The organism is Pseudomonas sp. TE6283, from assembly GCF_054060555.1.
Genome location: NZ_JBSSDH010000010.1, coordinates 40,718 through 63,350, shown reverse-complemented (window position 1 = coordinate 63,350; position 22,633 = coordinate 40,718). Strand labels below are relative to the sequence as shown.

Below are 22,633 nucleotides of genomic sequence, written 5' to 3'. Positions count from 1 at the left end.
ATCGACGTTTTAACAGCGCATGAATGCGCTCGGAAGGAGGGAAGGCCTGGCATTGACGCTCACCAGGCCTTTGAATCAACAGATCAACTATAAACAGTGCAACGCAAGCTATATTGCGTCAGGTCAAGCCCGGCACAAGCGTCATTCCACAGTGACGGATTTGGCGAGGTTACGTGGTTGATCGACATCAGTGCCCTTGAGTACCGCCACGTAGTACGACAATAGCTGCAGCGGGACCGTGTAGAGAATCGGCGCCAGCGCATCGTTGATGTGCGGCACGTTGATCACATGGGTGCCTTCGCCGTTGCTCATGCCGGCCTGCTCGTCGGCGAACACCACCAGCTCGCCGCCACGGGCGCGGACTTCCTGCAGGTTCGACTTGAGCTTCTCCAGCAGTTCGTTGTTCGGCGCCACGGTCACCACCGGCATGTCGTTGTCCACCAGCGCCAGCGGGCCATGCTTGAGCTCGCCGGCCGGGTAGGCCTCGGCGTGGATGTAGGAGATCTCCTTGAGCTTGAGCGCACCTTCCATCGCCACCGGGTACTGGGCGCCGCGGCCAAGGAACAGGGTGTGGTGCTTGTCGGCGAACAGCTCGGCGATCTTCTCGACCACGCCATCCATCGCCAGCGCCTCGCTCAGGCGGGCCGGCAGGCGGCGCAGCTCGTCCACCAGCTCGGCTTCGACACCGGCTTCGAGGGTGCCGCGCACATGGCCGAGGGCCAGGGTCAGCAGCATCAGCGACACCAGCTGGGTGGTGAAGGCCTTGGTCGAGGCGACGCCGATCTCCGGCCCGGCCAGGGTCAGCAGGGTCAGGTCGGATTCGCGCACCAGCGAACTGATGCCCTTGTTGCAGATCGCCAGGCTGCCGAGGAAGCCCAGCTCCTTGGCATTGCGCAGGGCCGCCAGGGTGTCGGCGGTCTCGCCGGACTGCGAGATGGAGACGAACAGGGTGTCCGGCTGCACCACCACCTTGCGGTAGCGGAACTCGCTGGCCACTTCCACCTGGCAAGGGATACCGGCCAGGCTTTCCAGCCAATAGCGGGCGACCATGCCGGCGTGGTAGCTGGTGCCACAGGCAACGATCTGCACGTTGCGCACCTTGGCGAACAGCTCGGCGGCCTGTGGGCCGAAGGCCTGGACCATCACGTGGTCCTTGCCCAGGCGCCCTTCCAGGGTGCGCTGCACCACGGTGGGCTGCTCGTGGATTTCCTTGAGCATGAAGTGGCGGTAGTTGCCCTTCTCGGCGGCTTCGGCGCCTTCGTGGTACTGCACCGTCTCACGCTGGACCGCATGACCGGACTGATCCCAGATCTGCACCTGGTCACGGCGGATCTCGGCGATATCGCCTTCTTCCAGGTACATGAAGCGGTCGGTGACCTGGCGCAGGGCCAATTGGTCGGAGGCCAGGAAGTTTTCGCCGAGGCCAAGGCCGATCACCAGCGGGCTGCCGCTGCGGGCGGCGACCAGGCGGTCCGGCTGGCTGGCGCTGATCACCGCCAGGCCATAAGCCCCGTGCAGGCGCTTGACCGCGGCCTTGAGCGCGTCGGTCAGGTCGGGAATATCCTTGAGCAGGTGGTGGATCAGGTGGACGATGACTTCGGTGTCGGTCTGCGAGACAAAGGCATAGCCCAGGCCCCTGAGCTCTTCACGCAGCTCTTCGTGGTTCTCGATGATGCCGTTGTGCACCACCGCCACGTCGTGCCCGGAGAAATGCGGGTGGGCATTGTTTTCGGTCGGCGCGCCATGGGTTGCCCAGCGAGTGTGGGCGATGCCCAGTTGGCCGGCCAGCGGGTCGGCGGTCACGGCGCCTTCGAGTTCGCTGACCTTGCCGATGCGACGGCGACGCTCCAGCGCGCCTTGCTGGTTCAGCACGGCCAGGCCGGCGCTGTCATAACCACGGTATTCCAGGCGCTTGAGGCCTTCGATGAGGATGGCTGTGATATTGCGCTCGGCAACGGCACCAACGATTCCACACATAAGATGTTGCTCCTAGCTGATAGCGGCGCAGATAAGGGTGATGCCGCGGGCTTGAATCCGGTCGCGTGCCTCGGCGGGCAGGCGATCATCAGTAATCAGGGTATTGACGCTGCCCCAGGGCAGCTCGAGGTTGGGGATCTTGCGACCGACCTTGTCCGACTCGACCATGACGATCACCTCGCGCGCCACCTCGGCCATGACCCGGCTCAAGCCCAACAGCTCGTTGAAGGTGGTGGTGCCACGCTCCAGGTCGATGCCGTCGGCACCGATGAACAGCTGGTCGAAGTCGTATGAGCGTAGTACTTGCTCGGCCACCTGGCCCTGGAAGGACTCCGAGTGTGGGTCCCAGGTACCACCAGTCATCAGCAATACAGGCTCATGCTCCTGCTCGCTGATGGCGCGGGCCACGTTGAGCGAGTTGGTCATCACCACCAGACCCGGCTGGCGCCCGAGCTGGGGGATCATCGCCGCCGTGGTGCTGCCGCTGTCGATGATGATGCGCGCATGCTCGCGGATGCGTCCGACCGCCGCCCGGGCGATGGCCTGCTTGTACAGGGACACCGGCTGGACTGTGTCGCCCAGCAGTTCCTGGGGCATGGTCACAGCGCCACCGTACCGGCGCAGCAGCAAGCCGTTGGCCTCAAGGGCAGCGAGGTCCTTACGGATGGTGACTTCGGAAGTTTCGAAACGCTTGGCCAGGGCGTCGACGCTCACCTCGCCCTGCTCGTTGAGCAAGGCCAGGATGTTGTGGCGACGCTGAGGAGTGTTTCGTTTCGACATGTTGGTTTAAGTTTCGATTCGAAAGATAAGTGATGCAATCAAAACCTAAGATGAGCGATTCGTCAAGTTTCTCTCTGCACTGACACGGTCCCTGTAGGAGCGGCCTTGTGTCGCGAAAGGGCTGCAAAGCAGCCCCAGGATCTCAGCGCCAAGGCAGAAATAGCTGGGGCCGCTTTGCGGCCCTTTCGCGACACAAGGCCGCTCCTACAGGGGACCTCTATACGACACCCAATAAAAAGCCGGCTTATTCACATAAGCCGGCTTTCGATTGAAAGTGCTGTGGATAACTCAGCTCTTCTTGAGCTTCTCCGGCCGCTTCCAGCCTTCGATGTTGCGCTGGCGCGCACGGGCAACGCCCAACTGCCCGGCCTCGACCGTCTGGGTGATGGTCGAGCCCGCGGCGGTAGTGGCTCCCGCCTGGATTTCCACAGGTGCCACCAGCGAGTTGTTGGAACCGATGAACACATCCTCGCCCATCACGGTGCGGAACTTGTTCGCGCCGTCGTAGTTGCAGGTGATGGTGCCGGCACCGATGTTAGTGCGGGCACCGATCTCGGCATCGCCCAGGTAGGTCAGGTGGCCGGCCTTGGCGCCCTCGCCCAGATGCGCGTTCTTCAGCTCGACAAAGTTACCCACATGGGCGCGGGCTTCCAGGACACTGCCCGGACGCAGACGGGCGAACGGACCGGCATCGCTGCCCTCGCCCAGCACCGCGCCTTCAAGGTGGCTGTTGGCCTTGACCACCACGCCCTTGCGCAGGGTGCTGTCCTTGATCACGCAGTTGGGGCCGATCTGCACGTCATCCTCGATCACCACCTTGCCTTCGAGAATGACGTTGATGTCGATCAGCACATCGCGGCCCACCGTCACCTCGCCACGTACATCGAAGCGCGCCGGATCACGCAGCGTGACGCCCTGGGCCATCAAGCGGCGGCCTTCACGCAGTTGATAGTGACGCTCGAGCTCCGCCAGCTGGCGGCGGTCGTTGGCGCCCTGCACTTCCATCGGATCGTGGGGCTGCTCGGTGGCGACCACCAGGCCATCGGCCACGGCCATGGCGATCACATCGGTAAGGTAGTACTCGCCCTGAGCGTTGTTGTTGGACAACCGTCCCATCCAGTCTGCCAGCCGTGCGGCAGGCATGGCGAGGATGCCGGTGTTGCCTTCCTTGATCGCCTTCTGCGCTTCGCTGGCATCCTTGTGCTCGACGATCGCGGTCACGTTGCCCGCTGCGTCACGCACGATGCGCCCGTAGCCGGTCGGATCCTGCAAGGTCACGGTGAGCAGCCCCAGCTGCTGCTCACTGACCTTGGCCAGCAGGCGCTGCAGGGTTTCCACCTCGATCAACGGCACATCCCCGTAGAGCACCAGCACGGTTTCGGCGGTGATCGCCGGCAACGCCTGGGCCACGGCATGGCCGGTACCCAGTTGCTTGTCCTGCATGACGAAGTTCAGATCGTCGGCGGCCAGGCGCTCACGGACCAGCTCGGCACCATGGCCGATAACCACGTGAATACCTTTGGGCTGCAACTGGCGTGCGCTGTGGATAACGTGGCCGAGCATGGAGTTGCCGGCGACCGGGTGCAGGACCTTCGGCAGCGCGGAGCGCATGCGGGTGCCTTGGCCTGCGGCGAGAATGACGATATCGAGGGACATTGACTGGCTACCAATCCTGGGTGGTCAGGGACGTGACCGAAGGGGAATTTCAGAAAAAGAAAAAGGGTAGCCGAGGCTACCCTTTAACTCAATCGCAACAGCGGTAAGCGGCCGAGGCCGGTTTACTTGCCTTTGCGCAATTGCTGGACAGTACGCAGCTGAGCTGCAGCCTCGGCCAGACGTGCGGCAGCAGCGCCGTAGTCGAAGTCCGAGCCTTTAGTGTTCAGCGCGTTCTCGGCAGCCTTGAGGGCTTCCTGAGCCTGAGCTTCGTCCAGGTCGGCAGCGCGCTGCACGGTGTCGGCAAGAACCTTGACCATGTTCGGCTGCACTTCGAGGAAGCCACCGGAGATGTAGTACACCTCTTGAGTGCCACCCTGCTTGGTCAGCGTGATCGGACCAGGCTTGAGATTGGTGATCAGCGGCGCGTGGCCTGGAGCGATACCCAGATCGCCCAGGTTGCCGTGCGCTACTACCATCTCGACCAGGCCGGAGAAGATCTCTCCTTCCGCGCTGACGATATCGCAATGGACTGTCATAGCCATCTGCTTGCCTCAACCTGATTAGCGCCCCTTGCGGGGCGCCGGGATTACAGTTTCTTGGCTTTCTCGATCGCTTCGTCGATGCTGCCGACCATGTAGAACGCTTGTTCTGGCAGGTGGTCGTAGTCACCTTTGAGGATGCCGCTGAAGCCAGCGATGGTGTCCTTGAGCGAAACGTACTTGCCTGGCGAGCCGGTGAAGACTTCGGCCACGAAGAACGGCTGCGACAGGAAGCGCTGGATCTTACGAGCGCGGGCAACCAGTTGCTTGTCGGCTTCGGACAGTTCGTCCATACCCAGGATCGCGATGATGTCCTTCAGCTCTTTGTAGCGCTGCAGAACATACTGAACGCCACGAGCGGTCTCGTAGTGCTCGGTGCCGATCACGTTCGGGTCCAGCTGGCGCGAAGTCGAGTCCAGTGGGTCGACCGCTGGGTAGATACCCAGGGAAGCGATGTCACGGGACAGAACGACGGTGGCGTCCAAGTGGGCGAAGGTGGTCGCTGGCGACGGGTCGGTCAAGTCGTCCGCAGGTACGTATACGGCCTGTACGGAGGTGATCGAACCTTCTTTGGTCGAAGTGATACGCTCTTGCAGAACGCCCATCTCTTCGGCCAGGGTCGGCTGGTAACCTACTGCCGAAGGCATACGGCCCAGCAGTGCGGATACTTCAGTACCGGCCAGGGTGTAACGATAGATGTTGTCGACGAACAGCAGAACGTCGTTACCTTCGTCACGGAACTTCTCAGCCATGGTCAGGCCGGTCAGCGCTACGCGCAGACGGTTTCCTGGTGGCTCGTTCATCTGACCGTAGACCAGCGCTACCTTGTCGAGAACGTTGGAGTCCTTCATCTCGTGGTAGAAGTCGTTACCCTCACGAGTACGCTCACCCACACCAGCGAACACAGAGTAACCGCTGTGTTCCATGGCGATGTTACGGATCAGTTCCATCATGTTAACGGTCTTGCCGACGCCGGCACCACCGAACAGACCAACCTTACCACCCTTGGCGAACGGGCAGACCAGGTCGATAACCTTGATACCGGTTTCCAGCAGGTCGTTACCGCCCGCCTGGTCGGAGAACGAAGGCGCTGGCTGGTGAATACCGCGACGCTCTTCTTCGCCGATTGGGCCGGCTTCGTCGATCGGGTTGCCCAGGACGTCCATGATACGGCCCAGGGTTGCCTTGCCGACAGGTACCGAGATGGCAGCCTTGGTGTCGACGACATCCAGACCGCGCTTCAGACCTTCGGTCGAGCCCATCGCAATGGTACGAACCACGCCGTCGCCCAGCTGCTGCTGAACTTCCAGGGTGGTTTCCGCGCCTTGTACTTTCAGCGCGTTGTAAACACTCGGCACGGCATCACGTGGGAATTCCACGTCGATGACGGCGCCGATGATTTGAACGATACGTCCGCTACTCATAGCTGGATCCTCTGAATTTTTGAACCGTTAAACCGCGGCAGCGCCGCCGACGATTTCCGAGATCTCCTGGGTGATCGCAGCCTGACGCGCCTTGTTGTAGATCAACTGAAGCTCTTTGATCAAATCACCGGCGTTGTCTGTGGCGTTCTTCATGGCGATCATCCGGGCCGCTTGTTCAGCAGCGTTGTTCTCGACCACCGCCTGGTAGACCTGCGACTCCACGTAACGCACCATCAAGCCGTCCAGCAGCTCTTTTGCGTCGGGTTCGTACAGGTAGTCCCAGTGGTGCTTGAGTTCCTGATCCGGGGTTGCCACCAACGGTACCAATTGCTCGACCGTCGGTTTTTGGGTCATGGTGTTGATGAACTTGTTCGAAACCACCGAGAGGCGATCGATGCGGCCGTCCAGGTAGGCGTCCAGCATCACCTTGACGGAGCCGATCAGATCATTGATCGATGGCTCTTCGCCCAGGTGGCTGATCGCGGCTACGACGTTGCCGCCAAAGATGCGGAAGAAAGTCGCACCCTTGCTGCCGATCACGCACAGGTCGATTTCAACGCCCTGTTCGCGGTTTTCGTTCATGTCCTTGACCAGGGCCTTGAACAGGTTGGTGTTCAAGCCACCGCACAGACCACGGTCACTGCTCACCACGATATAACCGGCGCGCTTTACAGGGCGCTCGATCATGAACGGGTGGCGGTATTCCGGGTTGGCGTTGGCCAGATGACCGATCACCTGGCGGATACGCTCCGCGTAAGGACGGCTAGCAGCCATGCGCATTTGTGCCTTGCGCATCTTGCTGACCGCCACTTTCTCCATGGCGCTGGTAATTTTTTGCGTGCTTTTGATGCTCGCAATCTTACTGCGAATCTCTTTTGCGCCTGCCATGTATCACCTATCAGGTTAGCAAGCGGGGGCCGGAGCCCCCGCTGCGGCTTACCAGGTCTGGGTGGCCTTGAACTTCTCGATGCCTGCTTTCATGCCAGCGTCGATTTCGTCGTTGAAGTCACCCTTCACGTTGATCTTCGCCATCAGTTCGGCGTGATCACGGTTGAAGTAGGCGATCAGAGCTTGCTCGAAGCTACCGACCTTGGCGACTTCTACGTCGGTCAGGAAACCACGCTCAGCGGCGTACAGCGACAGGGCCATGTCGGCGATCGACATTGGCGCGTACTGCTTCTGCTTCATCAGCTCGGTAACGCGCTGACCATGCTCCAGCTGCTTGCGGGTAGCCTCGTCCAGGTCCGAAGCGAACTGGGCGAAGGCCGCCAGTTCACGGTACTGGGCCAGGGCGGTACGGATACCACCGGACAGCTTCTTGATGATCTTGGTCTGGGCGGCACCACCAACACGGGATACCGACACACCGGCGTTAACGGCAGGACGGATGCCTGCGTTGAACATGGCCGATTCCAGGAAGATCTGACCGTCGGTGATCGAGATCACGTTGGTCGGAACGAACGCGGAAACGTCGCCAGCCTGGGTTTCGATGATCGGCAGGGCGGTCAGCGAGCCAGTCTTGCCGGTTACAGCACCGTTGGTGAACTTCTCGACGTACTCTTCGGAAACGCGCGATGCACGCTCCAGCAGACGGGAGTGGAGATAGAACACGTCGCCTGGGTACGCTTCACGTCCTGGTGGACGGCGCAGCAGCAGGGAGATCTGACGGTAGGCAACGGCCTGCTTGGACAGGTCATCGTAGACGATCAGCGCGTCTTCACCGCGGTCACGGAAGAACTCGCCCATGGTGCAGCCGGCGTACGGGGCCAGGAACTGCAGTGCGGCGGATTCCGAGGCGCTGGCAACGACCACGATGGTGTTGGCCAGGGCGCCAGCTTCTTCCAGCTTGCGAACGATGTTGGCAACGGTGGAACGCTTCTGGCCGACTGCAACATAAACACAGAAAATACCGGAGTCTTTCTGGTTGATGATGGCGTCGATGGCCATGGCGGTCTTGCCGATCTGACGGTCACCGATGATCAGCTCGCGCTGGCCACGGCCGACAGGGATCATGGCGTCGACGGACTTGTAGCCAGTCTGTACAGGCTGGTCTACCGACTTACGCCAGATCACGCCTGGAGCTACTTTCTCGACCGCGTCGGTCTGGGTGTTGCCCAGAGGACCTTTGCCGTCGATCGGGTTACCCAGTGCGTCGACGACGCGACCCAGCAGTTCCTTACCAACCGGAACTTCCAGGATGCGGCCGGTGCACTTGGCGCTCATGCCTTCGGCGAGGGTGTCATAGGCACCCAGGACCACTGCACCTACGGAGTCTTGCTCCAGGTTCAGGGCCATGCCGAATACGCTGCCCGGGAACTCGATCATTTCGCCGTACATGACGTCGGCCAGACCGTGGATCCGCACGATGCCGTCGGAAACCGAAACGACGGTACCTTCGTTACGGGCTTGGGAGCCAACATCGAGGTTGTCGATGCGGCCCTTGATGATTTCACTAATTTCGGAAGGATTGAGTTGCTGCATTGCTCTGCTGCCCCTTCAAACTCAAGATTTCAAGGCTTCGGCCAGTTTCGCGATCTTGCCGCGAACCGAACCGTCGATTACCAGGTCGCCAGCGCGGATGACGACGCCGCCGATCAGGCTGGCATCCTCCGACGCGTGCAGGCGCACTTCCTGGCCTAACCGTGCACTGAGAACCTTGGCGAGTTTGTCTTGCTGTTCTTGGTTCAACGCAAAAGCACTGGTGACTTCCACGTCCACGGATTTCTCTTGCTCGGCCTTGTACAGGTCGAACAGAGTCGAAATCTCCGGCAGAAGCAGGAGACGTTCGTTTTCCGCGGCAACATGAATGAAATTCTGTGCCTTGGCGTCAAACTTGTCACCGCACACTTCAATGAATGCGGCGGCCTTTTCTGCGCTAGTCAGTTGCGGGGCCTTGAGCAGGCGCTGCATGGTGTCGTCTTGCGACACCGCAGCAGCCAGGCCGAGCATGGCTGACCAATTGGCCAGTTGCTGATGGGCCTGGGCATGCTCGAAGGCAGCCTTAGCGTAAGGTCGGGCCAACGTGGTCAGTTCTGCCATGATCGCCCTCGCTTAAATTTCAGCGGCCAGTTTGTTAACCAGCTCCGCATGCGCGTTTTGATCGATTGTGGCGCCAAGGATCTTTTCAGCACCGCCAACGGCCAGGGCACCCACTTGGGCACGCAGGGCGTCTTTGACGCTGTTCAGTTCCTGTTCGATCTCGGCTTGAGCCTGAGCCTTCACACGGTCAGCTTCGACGCGAGCCTGTTCACGGGCTTCCTCGACAAGCTGAGCAGCGCGTTTCTTGCTTTGCTCAATGATTTCGGCTGCCTGTGCCTTCGCTTCACGCAGTTGCTGACCCGCTTTCTCTTGGGCCAGCTCCAGGTCGCGAGCTGCGCGGTTGGCAGCGTCCAAGCCGTCGGCAATCTTCTTTTGGCGCTCTTGCAGGGCAGTGATGACCGGAGGCCATACGTACTTCATGCAGAAGAGTACAAAAATCAGAAAAGCAACGGATTGGCCAATCAGGGTTGCATTAATGTTCACGCCAACACCTCGCTCGGTCTTTGTCCATCACACCAATCAACTCGTAGGAACGAGTGATTAGCCGGCGATCTGACCAACGAAGGGGTTCGCGAAGGTGAAGAACAGAGCGATACCAACACCGATCATGGTTACGGCGTCGAGCAGACCGGCAACGATGAACATTTTGACCTGCAGCATCGGAACCATTTCTGGCTGGCGAGCAGCGCCTTCCAGGAACTTGCCGCCCAGCAGGCCGAAACCAATGGCGGTACCCAGAGCACCCAGGCCGATCAGCAGAGCAACAGCGATAGCGGTCAGACCAACTACAGTTTCCATCTTTCCTCCCGACTTTTACGTCGTATTGGTTAGGTTTTTAGTTTGAAGCGGTAAAACAAATCGTTTGGTACAGCATGCCCTTGCGGACTTTTTAAGCCCTCCCCCCAAACGGGCGGGGAAGGCTATCAGACACGCCAGGCGGTCTTAATGGTTATCTTCGTGAGCCATCGACAGGTAGACGATGGTCAGCATCATGAAGATGAAAGCTTGCAGGGTGATGATCAGGATGTGGAACACGGCCCACGCCCACTGCAGCACCACACCCAGGCCGCTGAGCCAGAGGATGCCGGCGCCGAACATCACCGCGATCAGGATGAACACCAGTTCGCCGGCGTACATGTTGCCGAACAGACGCAGGGCCAGCGAGATCGGCTTGGCGATCAGGGTGACGAATTCAAGCAGGAAGTTCACCGGGATCAGCAGGATCTGCACGAAGATATTCTTGCTGCCGAACGGGTGCAGGGTGAGCTCGCCGAGGAAGCCGCCCAGGCCCTTGACCTTGATGCTGTAGAAGATGATCAGGGCGAACACGCAGAAGGCCATGGCCAGGGTCGCGTTCGGGTCGGTGGTCGACACCGCGCGGAACGGAATGTGCGGATCACCGGAGATCAGGATGGCCAGCTGAGGAATCCAGTCGACCGGAACCAGGTCGATGGCGTTCATCAGGAAGACCCAGACGAAGATGGTCAGCGCCAGCGGAGCAATCACCGGGCTACGGCCGTGGAAGGAGTCCTTCACGCTGCCGTTGACGAAGTCCACCAGCACTTCCACGAAGTTCTGCAGACCGCTCGGCTGGCCGGAAGTCGCCTTCTTGGCCGCCATGCGGAAGATGAACAGGAAGATCAGACCCAGCGCAACGGACCAGCCGAGGGTGTCCACGTGGAACGCCCAGAAGCCCATTGCCTTGGCTTCTGCAGCCGAATGGGCGAAGCCCCAGCTGCCGTCTGGTAGTTGACCGTAGGTCAGGTTCTGCAAGTGGTGCTGGATATAGCCCGAAGCGGTTTCTGCTGCCATGGTTGCCTCAAACGCCCTAAGGTCTCGAAAGTCTTTTATTCATCAGCAGGGGCGCGAACCAGCTGACCAAAAGGGTCAGCACGAAGACGCCGAATACTGCCAACGGCGCCAATGGCTTCACTCCTGCGAAGGTCAGTGCAAACAGCACTGCCGTCAAAATCATCTTGCCTGCCTCGCCTGCGTAGAACGACTTGACGATGGCCTGCGCCGCCCGGGCTCCGCTGAAGCGAAAAGCCTTCCAGGCGAAATACACATTGGGCAGCCAGGCAATCAATCCTCCGCAGAGGCCTGAATATCCACTGACCGCCCCTTTCCACTGCCACAACACCAAGGTTGCCAGCAGCAGGACGACAAATTGAGCCAGCAGTACCGGAAAAACCGCCCAGCGATGGAAAGGCAGGCGGTTTGGCGTGCGTATTTCCATCACAACTGCTCCTCGAAAGTCGACCGCCTAGTCAGCAATGACTTGGCATAATTTGTGCCGACAAAATGCGCGCAGAGTATAGGGGTGGATTAACCCCTATTCAACTCTTCGGTAGTGATTTCCGACTGCGCGCTACAACAGGAATTGTTTCAGCGGATGTGAGCAAGCACGCCTTGCAACTCGTCAAGGGAGTTGTAGCGAATAACCAACTGGCCTTTGCCCTTGTTGCCGTGGCGAATTTGTACCGCCGAGCCCAGGCGCTCTGCCAGACGCTGTTCAAGACGGGCGATATCCGGATCAGGTTTGCTGGCCTCGACCGGCTCAGGTTTGCCATTGAGCCACTGGCGCACCAGTGCCTCGGTCTGGCGCACGGTGAGCCCGCGTGCGACAACATGACGCGCCCCTTCTTCCTGACGATCCTCCTCGAGGCCGAGCAAGGCGCGGGCGTGGCCCATCTCCAGGTCGCCGTGGGCGAGCATGGTCTTGATGGCCTCGGGCAGCGAGATCAGGCGCAGCAGGTTGGCCACGGTCACCCGCGACTTGCCGACGGCATCGGCCACCTGCTGCTGGGTCAGCTCGAACTCCTGCTGCAGGCGCTGCAGGGCCAGGGCTTCCTCCAGCGGGTTGAGGTCCTCGCGCTGGATGTTCTCGATCAGCGCCATGGCGATGGCGGCTTCGTCGGGCACTTCGCGGACCATGGCCGGCACGGTGTCCAGGCCGGCCTGCTGGGTGGCGCGCCAGCGGCGCTCACCGGCGATGATCTCATAGCGGTTGTCGCCGATCGGGCGCACCACGATCGGTTGCATGACGCCGTGAGTGCGGATCGAGTGCGCCAGTTCCTCCAGCGCCTCGGGATCCATGTCGCGGCGCGGCTGGTACTTGCCGCGTTGGATCAGCTCGACCGGCAGCTGTTGCAGTTCATTCTGGTCGATCTTCACTGCCTGCGCTTCGAGCGCGCTGACGGAAGGACCACTGAGCAGTGCATCCAACCCACGTCCGAGACCGCGTTTCTTGATGGCCATGCGGATTCCTTAAGTTGTTTGTGCAGTGCGTGATGGACGGCGCTGACGGCGGACCAGTTCCCCGGCCAGCGCCAGATAGGCGAGCGCGCCGCGGGATTGCTTGTCGTAGGCCAGGGCCGGCATGCCGAAGCTCGGCGCCTCGGCCAGGCGGATGTTGCGTGGAATCACCGTGTCGTACAGCTGATCGCCGAAGTGCTCCTTGAGCTGCGCCGAAACGTCGTTGTTCAGGCTCAGGCGCGGATCGTACATGGTCCGCAGCAGGCCTTCGATCTTCAGCTCCGGGTTCAGCCGGGCGGCGATGCGCTTGATGTTATCCACAAGGTCGCTGAGACCTTCCAGCGCGTAGTACTCGCACTGCATGGGGATGATCACGCCATCGGAGGCGACCAGCGCGTTGAGCGTCAGCATCGACAGCGACGGCGGGCAGTCGATGAGGATGTAGTCGTAGTTCTCGCGGATCGGCGCCAGCGCGTTGCGCAGGCGGCTCTCCTTCATCTGCATCTCGAGCAGCACGACTTCCGCGGCGGTGAGGTCGCGGTTGGCCGGCAGCAACTGGAAGTTGCCGTGCTCGGAATAGTGCATGGCCTGGGCCAGGTCGCATTCCCCGATCAGCAGGTCGTATACCGAGTGCTCGAGCTCGTGTTTATCCACACCGCTGCCCATGGTGGCGTTGCCCTGTGGATCGAGGTCGATCAGCAGCACGCGACGCTTGGTCGCGGCCAGCGATGCGGCGAGATTGATGCAGGTGGTGGTCTTGCCCACACCACCCTTCTGGTTCGCGATTGCGAATACCTTAGCCATTGTTGCGTGTGTTCCCAGTCATGCCTTGCGGCGCAGTATCAGCAGATGGCGCTGGCCCTGGCAACCTGGAACGGTCAGGGCCTGCTCGCTTTCCACTGTGAAGTCTGCGGGCAATGCTACCAGTTCGTCGGCAGGATGCAGCCCCTTCATTGCAAGCCATTGCGTGCGGGCGTCACCCAGGTGGCGGGTCCAGTTGGTGAAATTCTCCATGCTGCTGAAGGCCCGGGAAATGATCCCGCAGAACGGCTGCTCGGGCTGGACCTCTTCCACCCGGCTGTGGATAACCGTGAGGTTGTCCAGTTTCAGTTCCATCTTCACCTGGGTCAGGAAGCGGGTCTTCTTGCCGTTGCTGTCCAGCACCGTCACCTGCTTGTGCGGATGCAGGATGGCCAGCGGAATGCCCGGCATGCCGCCGCCACTGCCGACATCCAGCCAGCGCTGGGTGTCATTGTGGATAAACGGCATGACACTCAGGCTGTCGAGCAGGTGGCGCGAGACCATCTCGTCCGGGTTGCGCACCGCGGTCAGGTTGTAGGCCTTGTTCCATTTGATCAACAGGGCCAGGTAGCCCAGCAGCGACTCGTGCTGCTGCGCGCTCAGCTCGACACCGAGCAGGCGCGCACCTGTGGACAACTCTTCGGCATGTTGCGGGGTGACCAGGGAACTCAAGCGCTTTGCTCCAATTCGCGGCCTGCGCCGCGTTTTTTCAAGTGAATCAGCAACAGGGAAATCGCCGCCGGGGTGACACCCGGAATGCGCGACGCCTGGCCCAGGGTCTGCGGGCGGGTCTGCCCGAGCTTGCCCTGGATCTCCTTGGACAGGCCGGAAATCGTGGTGTAGTCGATATCCACAGGCAGGCGCGTGTCTTCGCTGGCGCGCAGACGGGCGATCTCTTCCTGTTGGCGGTCGATGTAGCCGGCGTACTTGGTCTTGATCTCGACCTGTTCGGCAACCTGTGGATCGATCACCTCACCGCCGGTCGCCTCGATCAAGCCAGCGTAGTCGACTTCCGGACGGGCGAGCAGGTTGAGCAGGCTGTATTCGTGGGCCAGCGGCGTGCCGAACTTATCCACAATGGCCTGACCCTGCAGCGTGCCCGGGCGAACCCAGGTGCTCTTCAGGCGCTGCTCTTCACGCTCGATGCCTTCGCGCTTGGCGCAGAACGCGGCCCAGCGCTGGTCATCGACCAGGCCAAGTTCGCGGCCTTTCTCGGTCAGGCGCAGGTCAGCGTTGTCTTCGCGCAGGATCAGCCGGTATTCGGCGCGCGAGGTGAACATGCGGTACGGCTCCTGGGTCCCCAGGGTGATCAGGTCGTCGACCAGCACACCGATGTAGGCCTCGTCGCGGCGCGGGCACCAGCTTTCACGGCCCTGGGCACGCAGCGCGGCGTTGGTCCCGGCCAGCAGGCCCTGGGCGCCGGCCTCTTCGTAACCGGTGGTGCCATTGATCTGGCCCGCGAAGAACAGGCCGCCGATGACCTTGGTCTCGAGGCTGTACTTCAGGTCGCGCGGGTCGAAGTAGTCGTACTCGATGGCATAGCCCGGGCGGACGATGTGGGCGTTTTCCATGCCGCGGATCGAGCGAACGATGTCCAGCTGCACGTCGAACGGCAGCGAGGTGGAAATACCGTTGGGATACAGCTCGTGGGTGGTCAGGCCTTCCGGCTCGATGAACACCTGGTGGCTTTCCTTGTCGGCGAAGCGATGGATCTTGTCCTCGATCGACGGGCAGTAGCGCGGGCCGACGCCTTCGATCACGCCGGAGTACATCGGCGAACGGTCGAGGTTCGAGGCGATGATCTCGTGGGTACGGGCATTGGTGTGAGTAATCCAGCAACTGACCTGGCGCGGATGCATGTCGGCATTGCCCATGAAGGACATTACCGGGATCGGTGTGTCGCCCGGCTGCTCGGTCATCACCGAGAAGTCCACCGAACGGCCATCGATGCGCGGCGGTGTGCCGGTCTTCAGGCGGCCTACGCGCAGCGGCAGTTCACGCATGCGCTGGGCCAGGGCGTTGGCGGGTGGATCGCCGGCGCGGCCACCGGAGTAGTTCTGCAGACCGATGTGGATAAGTCCACCGAGGAAGGTACCGCTGGTCAGGACTACGGAGTCGGCGAAGAAGCGCAGACCCATTTGGGTGACCACGCCCTTGACCTGGTCCTGCTCGACGATCAGGTCATCGCACGACTGCTGGAATATCCACAGGTTCGGCTGGTTTTCCAGGATTTCGCGCACCACCGCCTTGTAGATGGCGCGGTCGGCCTGCGCACGGGTGGCGCGCACGGCCGGCCCCTTGCGGTTGTTCAGGATGCGGAACTGGATGCCGCTCTTGTCGGTGGCCAATGCCATGGCCCCGCCGAGCGCATCGATTTCCTTGACCAGGTGGCTCTTGCCGATGCCACCGATGGCCGGGTTGCAACTCATGTGACCGAGGGTTTCCACGTTGTGGGTCAGCAGCAGGGTTTTCACACCCATGCGTGCGGACGCAAGCGCAGCCTCGGTACCGGCATGGCCGCCGCCGATGACGATCACTTCAAAACGGGAAGGGAAATCCACCACGCACCTCGTGCCTGTTTTGCGAATAGAGAAGGTAAGCGGACAAGTATAGGGACTTACCGCCCTTCAAAGAAACCGTCTGAGCAAAAAATGAGCAGGCTGTGGATGAGTGGCAGGTAAAAGAAAACAAAGAGGAAAAATTTAAAAAAGCTTTGTTTTTATGTTTATGTTTAGGCACCTATCCACATGTGGATAAGTGATCTTAGCCCTTTCACTGTATGGCTTTGCGGGAATCATAACCCTGTGGCGTAGTAGGCCTGGGGGTTCTGGATAACGGCGTGTAACCTGTGGATTAAAGTGTCGTTTACCCACAGACGGGTTTGTCCTCAGGAAAAAAGGCCAGTTATCAACGGAGCTGATGGCGAGTTTTCCACAGAGCTCCTAGGCCTGAAATATCATCTGTGGATGTCGCGGCAGCGCGCTTACAGATCCGCCAGGTCAAGCCGGCACTCGGGCTGCCTTAATCACAGGCAAAAAAAAGCCGCTCCAGGCAGGAGCGGCCGTGTTATCGAAGCGCTGTGGACTATTTGCCGATGCAGAAGCTCGAGAAAATCCTGCCAAGCAGGTCGTCCGAACTGAACGCCCCGGTGATTTCACCCAACGCTTGCTGTGCCTGGCGCAGATCCTCTGCCAGCAGCTCTCCGGCGCCAGCCAGGGTCAGTTGTGCCCGACCATGCTCCAGGTGCTCGCTGGCCTGGCGCAGCGCTTCCAGGTGCCGACGACGGGCGCTGAAGCTGCTTTCTGCGGTTTGTTCATACCCCATGCAGGCCTTGAGGTGGTCACGCAGCAGATCCAGCCCCATGTCGTCTTCGCGGGCACTCAAGGTAATGGTTACGTGCCCATCGTCACTCTGCTCCATGCCGACATGCTCACCGCTCAAGTCGGCCTTGTTACGGATGAGCGTGACTTTTGCCACATCTGGCCGTTGGTCCAGGAACTCCGGCCACAGCGCAAAGGGGTCACTGGCTTCCGGCGCGGTCGAGTCGACGACCAGCAGCACCCGGTCAGCCTCGCCGATGGCCTTGAGCGCCCTTTCCACCCCAATCTTTTCCACATGGTCATCGGTATCGCGAAGACCGGCGGTGTCGACCACATGCAGCGGCATGCCATCGATGTGGATATGTTCGCGCAGAATATCCCGGGTGGTGCCGGCGATATCGGTGACGATCGCCGCCTCGCGTCCGGCCAGCTGGTTGAGCAGGCTAGATTTGCCGGCGTTCGGCCGGCCAGCGATGACCACCGTCATGCCGTCGCGCAACAGGGCACCCTGCCCGGCTTCACGCTGCACTGTGGACAACTCGTTGCGCACATCATCGAGCATGCGCAGCACATGGCCGTCGGCGAGAAAGTCGATTTCTTCCTCAGGGAAGTCGATAGCCGCCTCGACGTAGATGCGCAAGGCAATCAGCGCCTCGGTCAGCCCATGCACGCGCTTGGAGAAAGCCCCCTGCAAAGAGCGCAGGGCATTACGGGCAGCTTGCGTGGAGCTGGCTTCGATCAGGTCAGCGATGGCTTCGGCCTGGGCCAGGTCGAGCTTGTCGTTGAGGAACGCACGCTCGCTGAACTCGCCCGGGCGTGCCAACCGGCAGCCCAACTGCAGGCAGCGCTGCAGCAGCATGTCCATGACCACCGGCCCCCCGTGGCCCTGCAGCTCCAGCACGTCTTCGCCGGTGAACGAGTTCGGCCCGGGGAAGAACAGCGCGATGCCTTCGTCCAGGACCAGGCCATCGGCATCACGGAACGGGCCGTAGTGGGCGTGTCGCGGGGTCAGCGTGCGGCCGGTAATGGCCTGCCCGGCCTGGCTGGCCAGCGGCCCGGACAAACGGACGATGCCGACCCCGCCGCGGCCCTGGGCGGTGGCGATGGCGGCGATGGTTTCACGCACAGTGTTCATGCTCGAAAGCCTCTACAACGAATTCGTCAGATAGCAAAAACGCCCCACTAGGGGGCGTTTTTATTCACAGGCAAACAGGCTTGCCCGTCAAGCGGCAGCTTTCTTGGTCGCTGCCTCGATACTGCGGGTGATGTACCACTGCTGTGCGATCGACAGGCAGTTGTTCACAACCCAGTACAGCACCAGACCGGCCGGGAACCACAGGAAGAAGAAGGTGAAGATGATCGGCATCATTTTCATCACCTTGGCCTGCATCGGATCCGGCGGGGTCGGGTTCAGACGCTGCTGGATGAACATGGTAGCGCCCATGATGATCGGCAGGATGAAGAACGGATCCTTGATCGACAGGTCGGTGATCCACAGCATCCACGGGGCCTGGCGCATCTCTACGCTTTCCAGCAGTACCCAGTACAGGGCCAGGAACACCGGCATCTGCACCAGGATCGGCAGGCAGCCGCCCAGCGGGTTGATCTTCTCTTTCTTGTACAGCTCCATCATCGCCTGGGACATCTTCTGGCGATCGTCACCGAAGCGTTCCTTGAGCTGAGCCAGTTTCGGCGCCACGGCACGCATGCGCGCCATCGAGCGGTAGCTGGCGGCCGACAGCGGGAAGAACAGGCCCTTGATCAGCATGGTCAGGACGATGATCGACCAGCCCCAGTTGCCGAGCAGGCTGTGGATATGTTGCAGCAGCCAGAAGATCGGCTGGGCGATGAACCACAGGAAACCGTAGTCGACGGTCAGTTCCAGGCCCGGGGACAGTTCCTTGAGCTTGGACTGGATCTTCGGACCTGCATACAGCATGGCGCTGGTTTCGACCTTGCCGCCGGCAGGGACGTTAAGCGCAGGGCCGGTGTAGCCGATGATGTAGTTGCCCTGGCTGTCCTTGCGGGTCTGGACGGCGTTGTTGTCCGATTTGCTCGGAATCCAGGCGGTAACGAAGTAGTGCTGCAGCCAGGCGACCCAGCCGCCGGTCACATTTTCTTTCAAACTGCCTTTGTCGATGTCTTTCATCGACACTTTCTTGTACGGCTCGGAAGCTGTCCACAGGGCGGCGCCCAGGTAGGTGGCCGTACCGGTCGCGGTGCTCGAGGACGGGTCGGAGCTGGCGTCGCGCTTGAGCTGGGCAAACATGTTGCCGCTCCAGGCCTGGCCGCTCTGGTTGTCGATCAGGTAGCTGACGGTCAGGTCGTACTCACCGCGCTTGAAGCTGAAGCGCTTGATGTAGTTGACCCCGTTCTCGCTGAACTTCAGGTCCACGACCATCTGGTCCTGGCCGTCGGCAAGCTGGAAGCTCTTCTGCTGCGCGGCGTACAGCGGGCGACCCGTGGCGCGGGCGTCCGGGCCGTTGGTACCGGTCAGGCCGCTCTGGGCCAGGTACACGCGCTCGCCGCCGTTGTCGAACAGCTGGAACGGAATGTCCGGATGGTCCTGGCGACGTGGGTACTTCGGCAGGTTCAGCTGGACGATGTCACCACCGACCGGGTCGATAGCCAGGTCCAGGACATCGGTCTTGATCCGGATCAGGTCCTTGCTGGCCGCGACCGGCGCCAGTTCAGCAGGGCTGGATTCAGCATTGGCGCTCGGCACATCGGCGCTGGCACCGGCGTTGCCGGCCGGCACGGTGTCCGGCAGGGCCGGGGCAGCATTGCTGGCAGCAGCATTCTGAGTCGGCAGGGCAGCCTGGCCATAGTCCTGGTTCCACTTGAGGACCATGACATAGGACACGATTGCCAGGGCGACGATCAGGATCGTGCGTTTAATATCCATGATTACTCGGCTATCGAAGAAGTTCGGGAGGAAGGAGCAGGTGGAACGGGATCGAAACCGCCGTCGTTCCACGGATGACAACGCCCCAGGCGACGAACGGCCAGCCACCCACCACGCAAGAGGCCATGGTTTTCGATGGCTTCATAGGCGTAACAGGAACAGCTGGGATAGAAACGACAGTGACTGGCCATCAGTGGACTGATGGCGTAACGGTAGAACTGGATCGGAACGAGGGCCAGTTTACGCATTGTGACTGTCTACCCCTGCGGAATCGGCGACCGCTGGAGAGGGCCGACTGCGGACCAGTCGCTTCCAGAGCTTGCCAAAGTGTTGGTGCAATTCTGGGTTTTCCACTTCGCCCAACCCCTTGCGTGCAACGATCACGATATCCAACCCGGCCAACATCTGCTGGTTCAGGCGGAACGAATCGCGCATCAGGCGTTTCAGGCGATTGCGTTGAACGGCGAGCTTGACGCTCTTCTTGCCGATCACCAGGCCGAGGCGTGGATGATCGAGGCCGTTCTCGCGGGCAAGGATAAGCAGGTTTTTCCCTGGAACCTTGCCGGTTGGGGAGTCGAAGACCGCTTTGAAATGCCGGGGTGTAAGCAGTCGCTTGTCCCGACTGAAGTCCTGACTCACCACCTGTACCGAAAAATCAAATGGCCAGACGCTTACGGCCTTTGGCACGGCGACGCGACAGAACGGCACGGCCGTTCTTGGTAGCCATACGGGCACGGAAACCGTGGGTGCGGGCGCGCTTGATGGTGCTTGGTTGGAAAGTACGTTTCATGGCGTGTTACCTGGGTTGGTCGACAACGGGCCGGAAGGGCCCCCTTTTTAAGAGATCGGCGATTCTAGAGAAAGCAAGCCGATAGGTCAATTTCCAACCAGCCTTTCCTTATGGAAGGTCGAGCCAGGTCGATGGGCATCCTGTCGACCTGGCTAACCTGAAAGCGGGCAAATCAAAAAAACAGAAGAGGCATATAAAAAGCTTTTCTGAAGAACTTATAGATCTTAGGTGGATAACCTTCTGTGGATAACCTGCTCAAGGCCACGATTGACGTACTGTACAGAAAATCACAACCTTGTCGGTAAGGAGTGTTCTGTCTGTGTCCCGCATGAGGAAAACCTGTGCGGGAACAGGTGTTTTATCCACAGGTGATTTATCCACAGACCAGAACCCAGGGTTGTGCATAGCCCTCATGTGCCGTTATCCACAGGGCTTATCAACAGTGGGTGAAGGGTATTCAAGTCGTTTTTTGGCGGATTTACCTTGATAGTGGGTGGCGTCACGTGTGGATAACTGATCGCCCGCCCGGTACAATGGCGGTTTGTTTTTGCCTCATCCGGCTTTCAACTCAGGGGATATCCGTGTCAGTGGAACTTTGGCAGCAGTGCGTGGAGCTTCTGCGCGATGAGCTGCCTGCCCAGCAATTCAACACCTGGATCCGTCCGCTACAGGTCGAAGCCGAAGGCGACGAGTTGCGCGTCTATGCGCCCAACCGCTTCGTGCTCGACTGGGTCAATGAAAAGTACCTTGGCCGCCTGCTCGAACTGCTGGGTGAACAGGGCAGCGGTATCGCACCTGCCCTTTCCTTATTAATAGGCAGCCGGCGCAGTTCCGCAGCCCGTGCCGCACCCAACGCCCCTGTCAGTGCCGCCGTCGCGGCAACCCTCGCGCAACAGGCGCAGGTACAGCAGGCGGCGCCTGCACTCGAGCCTGTCAGCGCACCTGTGGTGGAGCCGGCGCAGGTGGCCGAAGTCGAGGAGCCCTCTTCGCGTGACAGCTTCGACAGCATGGCCGAGATCGCGAGCGCTCCGGTTGCCAGCGGTCGCACCGAGCAGCGCACGGTGCAGGTCGAGGGTGCCCTGAAGCACACCAGCTACCTGAACCGCACCTTCACCTTCGAAACCTTCGTCGAAGGCAAGTCGAACCAACTGGCTCGCGCCGCGGCCTGGCAGGTGGCCGACAACCCCAAGCACGGCTACAACCCACTGTTCCTTTATGGTGGCGTCGGCCTGGGTAAGACACACTTGATGCACGCTGTGGGTAACCACCTGCTGAAGAAGAACCCGAATGCCAAGGTGGTCTACCTGCATTCGGAGCGCTTCGTCGCCGACATGGTCAAGGCGCTGCAGCTGAACGCGATCAACGAATTCAAACGTTTCTACCGTTCGGTCGATGCGTTGCTGATCGATGACATCCAGTTCTTTGCCCGCAAGGAGCGTTCCCAGGAAGAGTTTTTCCATACCTTCAACGCCCTGCTCGAGGGCGGCCAGCAGGTGATCCTCACCAGCGACCGCTACCCGAAGGAAATCGAAGGCCTGGAAGAGCGCCTGAAGTCCCGCTTCGGCTGGGGCCTGACGGTGGCCGTCGAGCCGCCGGAGCTGGAAACCCGCGTGGCGATCCTGATGAAGAAGGCCGACCAGGCCAAGGTCGAGCTGCCGCACGATGCCGCGTTCTTCATCGCCCAGCGGATCCGCTCCAACGTGCGTGAGCTCGAAGGCGCCCTGAAGCGGGTGATCGCCCACTCGCACTTCATGGGCCGCGACATCACCATCGAGCTGATCCGAGAATCGCTCAAGGATCTGCTGGCGCTGCAGGACAAGCTGGTCAGTGTGGATAACATCCAGCGCACCGTGGCCGAGTACTACAAGATCAAGATCTCCGATCTGCTGTCCAAGCGACGGTCGCGCTCCGTGGCGCGTCCACGCCAGGTAGCCATGGCGTTGTCGAAAGAGCTGACCAACCACAGCCTGCCGGAGATCGGCGACATGTTCGGCGGCCGCGACCACACCACCGTGCTGCACGCCTGCCGCAAGATCAACGAATTGAAGGAATCCGACGCGGACATCCGCGAGGACTACAAGAACCTGCTGCGCACGCTGACGACCTGATGGCCGTCAGCGCAGCTAATTGAAGGCAAGGGACTAGAC

General features: G+C 60.8%; 22 protein-coding genes. 1 reads left to right on the top strand and 21 read right to left on the bottom strand.

Annotation, left to right across the window (positions count from 1 at the left end):
• Positions 1 to 141: 141 nt before the first annotated feature.
• The 21 genes from glmS to rpmH all read right to left on the bottom strand — a co-directional run bounded on the left by glmS (position 142) and on the right by rpmH (position 20,486).
• Entirely contained in the window at positions 142 to 1,977 is a 1,836-nt protein-coding gene (glmS, locus tag ACVWZ5_RS15170) for a glutamine--fructose-6-phosphate transaminase (isomerizing) (RefSeq protein ID WP_062360057.1), read from the bottom strand.
• A 12-nt stretch (positions 1,978 to 1,989) separates the two neighbouring features.
• Positions 1,990 to 2,757, bottom strand: a complete 768-nt coding sequence (locus ACVWZ5_RS15165; RefSeq protein WP_028690016.1) for a DeoR/GlpR family DNA-binding transcription regulator — start codon at positions 2,755 to 2,757, stop codon at positions 1,990 to 1,992.
• Between the two features lie 288 nt (positions 2,758 to 3,045).
• A complete protein-coding gene (gene glmU, locus ACVWZ5_RS15160; RefSeq protein ID WP_084940905.1) occupies positions 3,046 to 4,413 on the bottom strand; it encodes a bifunctional UDP-N-acetylglucosamine diphosphorylase/glucosamine-1-phosphate N-acetyltransferase GlmU in 1,368 nt (455 codons plus the stop codon).
• A gap of 122 nt (positions 4,414 to 4,535) precedes the next feature.
• Positions 4,536 to 4,955: a F0F1 ATP synthase subunit epsilon gene (locus tag ACVWZ5_RS15155; protein WP_028690018.1), complete on the bottom strand. Its 420-nt coding sequence runs from the start codon at positions 4,953 to 4,955 to the stop codon at positions 4,536 to 4,538.
• 44 nt (positions 4,956 to 4,999) lie between these two features.
• Positions 5,000 to 6,376: a F0F1 ATP synthase subunit beta gene (gene atpD / locus ACVWZ5_RS15150; RefSeq protein WP_028690019.1), complete on the bottom strand. Its 1,377-nt coding sequence runs from the start codon at positions 6,374 to 6,376 to the stop codon at positions 5,000 to 5,002.
• Positions 6,377 to 6,403: 27 nt separating this feature from the next.
• Positions 6,404 to 7,264 carry a F0F1 ATP synthase subunit gamma gene (atpG, locus tag ACVWZ5_RS15145; RefSeq protein ID WP_028690020.1) on the bottom strand — a complete coding sequence of 287 codons (861 nt, stop codon included), beginning with the start codon at positions 7,262 to 7,264 and terminating at the stop codon, positions 6,404 to 6,406.
• 48 nt (positions 7,265 to 7,312) lie between these two features.
• Positions 7,313 to 8,857 carry a F0F1 ATP synthase subunit alpha gene (atpA, locus tag ACVWZ5_RS15140; RefSeq protein ID WP_028690021.1) on the bottom strand — a complete coding sequence of 515 codons (1,545 nt, stop codon included), beginning with the start codon at positions 8,855 to 8,857 and terminating at the stop codon, positions 7,313 to 7,315.
• Positions 8,858 to 8,878: 21 nt separating this feature from the next.
• The gene (locus tag ACVWZ5_RS15135; protein ID WP_023628561.1) at positions 8,879 to 9,415 is read right to left on the bottom strand and encodes a F0F1 ATP synthase subunit delta; all 537 of its coding nucleotides are present in this window, start codon (positions 9,413 to 9,415) and stop codon (positions 8,879 to 8,881) included.
• 12 nt (positions 9,416 to 9,427) lie between these two features.
• Positions 9,428 to 9,898 carry a F0F1 ATP synthase subunit B gene (locus ACVWZ5_RS15130; protein ID WP_023383136.1) on the bottom strand — a complete coding sequence of 157 codons (471 nt, stop codon included), beginning with the start codon at positions 9,896 to 9,898 and terminating at the stop codon, positions 9,428 to 9,430.
• A 57-nt stretch (positions 9,899 to 9,955) separates the two neighbouring features.
• Entirely contained in the window at positions 9,956 to 10,213 is a 258-nt protein-coding gene (gene atpE, locus ACVWZ5_RS15125) for a F0F1 ATP synthase subunit C (protein WP_003097235.1), read from the bottom strand.
• A 144-nt stretch (positions 10,214 to 10,357) separates the two neighbouring features.
• The gene (gene atpB, locus ACVWZ5_RS15120) at positions 10,358 to 11,227 is read right to left on the bottom strand and encodes a F0F1 ATP synthase subunit A (protein WP_028690022.1); all 870 of its coding nucleotides are present in this window, start codon (positions 11,225 to 11,227) and stop codon (positions 10,358 to 10,360) included.
• A 16-nt stretch (positions 11,228 to 11,243) separates the two neighbouring features.
• Entirely contained in the window at positions 11,244 to 11,651 is a 408-nt protein-coding gene (locus tag ACVWZ5_RS15115; RefSeq protein ID WP_008092225.1) for a F0F1 ATP synthase subunit I, read from the bottom strand.
• A gap of 149 nt (positions 11,652 to 11,800) precedes the next feature.
• Positions 11,801 to 12,673 carry a ParB/RepB/Spo0J family partition protein gene (locus tag ACVWZ5_RS15110; protein WP_028690023.1) on the bottom strand — a complete coding sequence of 291 codons (873 nt, stop codon included), beginning with the start codon at positions 12,671 to 12,673 and terminating at the stop codon, positions 11,801 to 11,803.
• Positions 12,674 to 12,682: 9 nt separating this feature from the next.
• On the bottom strand, positions 12,683 to 13,474 hold the full coding sequence (locus ACVWZ5_RS15105; protein ID WP_028690024.1) for a ParA family protein: 792 nt from the start codon (positions 13,472 to 13,474) through the stop codon (positions 12,683 to 12,685).
• Between the two features lie 18 nt (positions 13,475 to 13,492).
• Positions 13,493 to 14,143, bottom strand: coding sequence for a 16S rRNA (guanine(527)-N(7))-methyltransferase RsmG (rsmG, locus tag ACVWZ5_RS15100; protein WP_096049056.1), 651 nt, complete (start codon positions 14,141 to 14,143; stop codon positions 13,493 to 13,495).
• Positions 14,140 to 16,032 (bottom strand): tRNA uridine-5-carboxymethylaminomethyl(34) synthesis enzyme MnmG, encoded by a 1,893-nt coding sequence (gene mnmG, locus ACVWZ5_RS15095; protein WP_260270663.1) that lies wholly within the window; start codon positions 16,030 to 16,032, stop codon positions 14,140 to 14,142. Before mnmG ends, rsmG begins: the two co-directional genes overlap by 4 nt.
• 523 nt (positions 16,033 to 16,555) lie before the next feature.
• Entirely contained in the window at positions 16,556 to 17,926 is a 1,371-nt protein-coding gene (gene mnmE, locus ACVWZ5_RS15090; RefSeq protein ID WP_028690027.1) for a tRNA uridine-5-carboxymethylaminomethyl(34) synthesis GTPase MnmE, read from the bottom strand.
• A gap of 87 nt (positions 17,927 to 18,013) precedes the next feature.
• A complete protein-coding gene (gene yidC, locus ACVWZ5_RS15085) occupies positions 18,014 to 19,696 on the bottom strand; it encodes a membrane protein insertase YidC (RefSeq protein WP_457340712.1) in 1,683 nt (560 codons plus the stop codon).
• A gap of 2 nt (positions 19,697 to 19,698) precedes the next feature.
• Positions 19,699 to 19,944, bottom strand: coding sequence for a membrane protein insertion efficiency factor YidD (gene yidD, locus ACVWZ5_RS15080; protein WP_011536514.1), 246 nt, complete (start codon positions 19,942 to 19,944; stop codon positions 19,699 to 19,701).
• Complete coding sequence (gene rnpA / locus ACVWZ5_RS15075; protein WP_011536515.1) at positions 19,937 to 20,338, bottom strand: ribonuclease P protein component; 402 nt, start codon at positions 20,336 to 20,338, stop codon at positions 19,937 to 19,939. The genes yidD and rnpA overlap by 8 nt, the downstream gene beginning before the upstream one ends.
• Positions 20,339 to 20,351: 13 nt before the next feature.
• Entirely contained in the window at positions 20,352 to 20,486 is a 135-nt protein-coding gene (gene rpmH / locus ACVWZ5_RS15070) for a 50S ribosomal protein L34 (protein WP_003253163.1), read from the bottom strand.
• Positions 20,487 to 21,067: 581 nt separating this feature from the next.
• Here rpmH and dnaA point away from each other — a divergent pair.
• Positions 21,068 to 22,594, top strand: a complete 1,527-nt coding sequence (gene dnaA / locus ACVWZ5_RS15065; protein WP_062360044.1) for a chromosomal replication initiator protein DnaA — start codon at positions 21,068 to 21,070, stop codon at positions 22,592 to 22,594.
• Positions 22,595 to 22,633 lie beyond the last annotated feature (39 nt).

Bases quoted from the DNA above. Each gene is read 5' to 3' on its own strand.
- glmU (WP_084940905.1), bottom strand. From the start codon at position 4,413: ATGTCCCTCGATATCGTCATTCTCGCCGCAGGCCAAGGCACCCGCATG.
- rpmH (WP_003253163.1), bottom strand. From the start codon at position 20,486: ATGAAACGTACTTTCCAACCAAGCACCATCAAGCGCGCCCGCACCCAC.
- atpE (WP_003097235.1), bottom strand. From the start codon at position 10,213: ATGGAAACTGTAGTTGGTCTGACCGCTATCGCTGTTGCTCTGCTGATC.
- yidC (WP_457340712.1), bottom strand. From the start codon at position 19,696: ATGGATATTAAACGCACGATCCTGATCGTCGCCCTGGCAATCGTGTCC.
- glmS (WP_062360057.1), bottom strand. From the start codon at position 1,977: ATGTGTGGAATCGTTGGTGCCGTTGCCGAGCGCAATATCACAGCCATC.
- yidD (WP_011536514.1), bottom strand. From the start codon at position 19,944: ATGCGTAAACTGGCCCTCGTTCCGATCCAGTTCTACCGTTACGCCATC.
- ACVWZ5_RS15110 (WP_028690023.1), bottom strand. From the start codon at position 12,673: ATGGCCATCAAGAAACGCGGTCTCGGACGTGGGTTGGATGCACTGCTC.
- atpB (WP_028690022.1), bottom strand. From the start codon at position 11,227: ATGGCAGCAGAAACCGCTTCGGGCTATATCCAGCACCACTTGCAGAAC.
- atpA (WP_028690021.1), bottom strand. From the start codon at position 8,857: ATGCAGCAACTCAATCCTTCCGAAATTAGTGAAATCATCAAGGGCCGC.
- ACVWZ5_RS15135 (WP_023628561.1), bottom strand. From the start codon at position 9,415: ATGGCAGAACTGACCACGTTGGCCCGACCTTACGCTAAGGCTGCCTTC.
- ACVWZ5_RS15165 (WP_028690016.1), bottom strand. From the start codon at position 2,757: ATGTCGAAACGAAACACTCCTCAGCGTCGCCACAACATCCTGGCCTTG.
- atpG (WP_028690020.1), bottom strand. From the start codon at position 7,264: ATGGCAGGCGCAAAAGAGATTCGCAGTAAGATTGCGAGCATCAAAAGC.
- ACVWZ5_RS15155 (WP_028690018.1), bottom strand. From the start codon at position 4,955: ATGGCTATGACAGTCCATTGCGATATCGTCAGCGCGGAAGGAGAGATC.
- ACVWZ5_RS15115 (WP_008092225.1), bottom strand. From the start codon at position 11,651: ATGGAAATACGCACGCCAAACCGCCTGCCTTTCCATCGCTGGGCGGTT.
- ACVWZ5_RS15105 (WP_028690024.1), bottom strand. From the start codon at position 13,474: ATGGCTAAGGTATTCGCAATCGCGAACCAGAAGGGTGGTGTGGGCAAG.
- atpD (WP_028690019.1), bottom strand. From the start codon at position 6,376: ATGAGTAGCGGACGTATCGTTCAAATCATCGGCGCCGTCATCGACGTG.
- mnmE (WP_028690027.1), bottom strand. From the start codon at position 17,926: ATGAACACTGTGCGTGAAACCATCGCCGCCATCGCCACCGCCCAGGGC.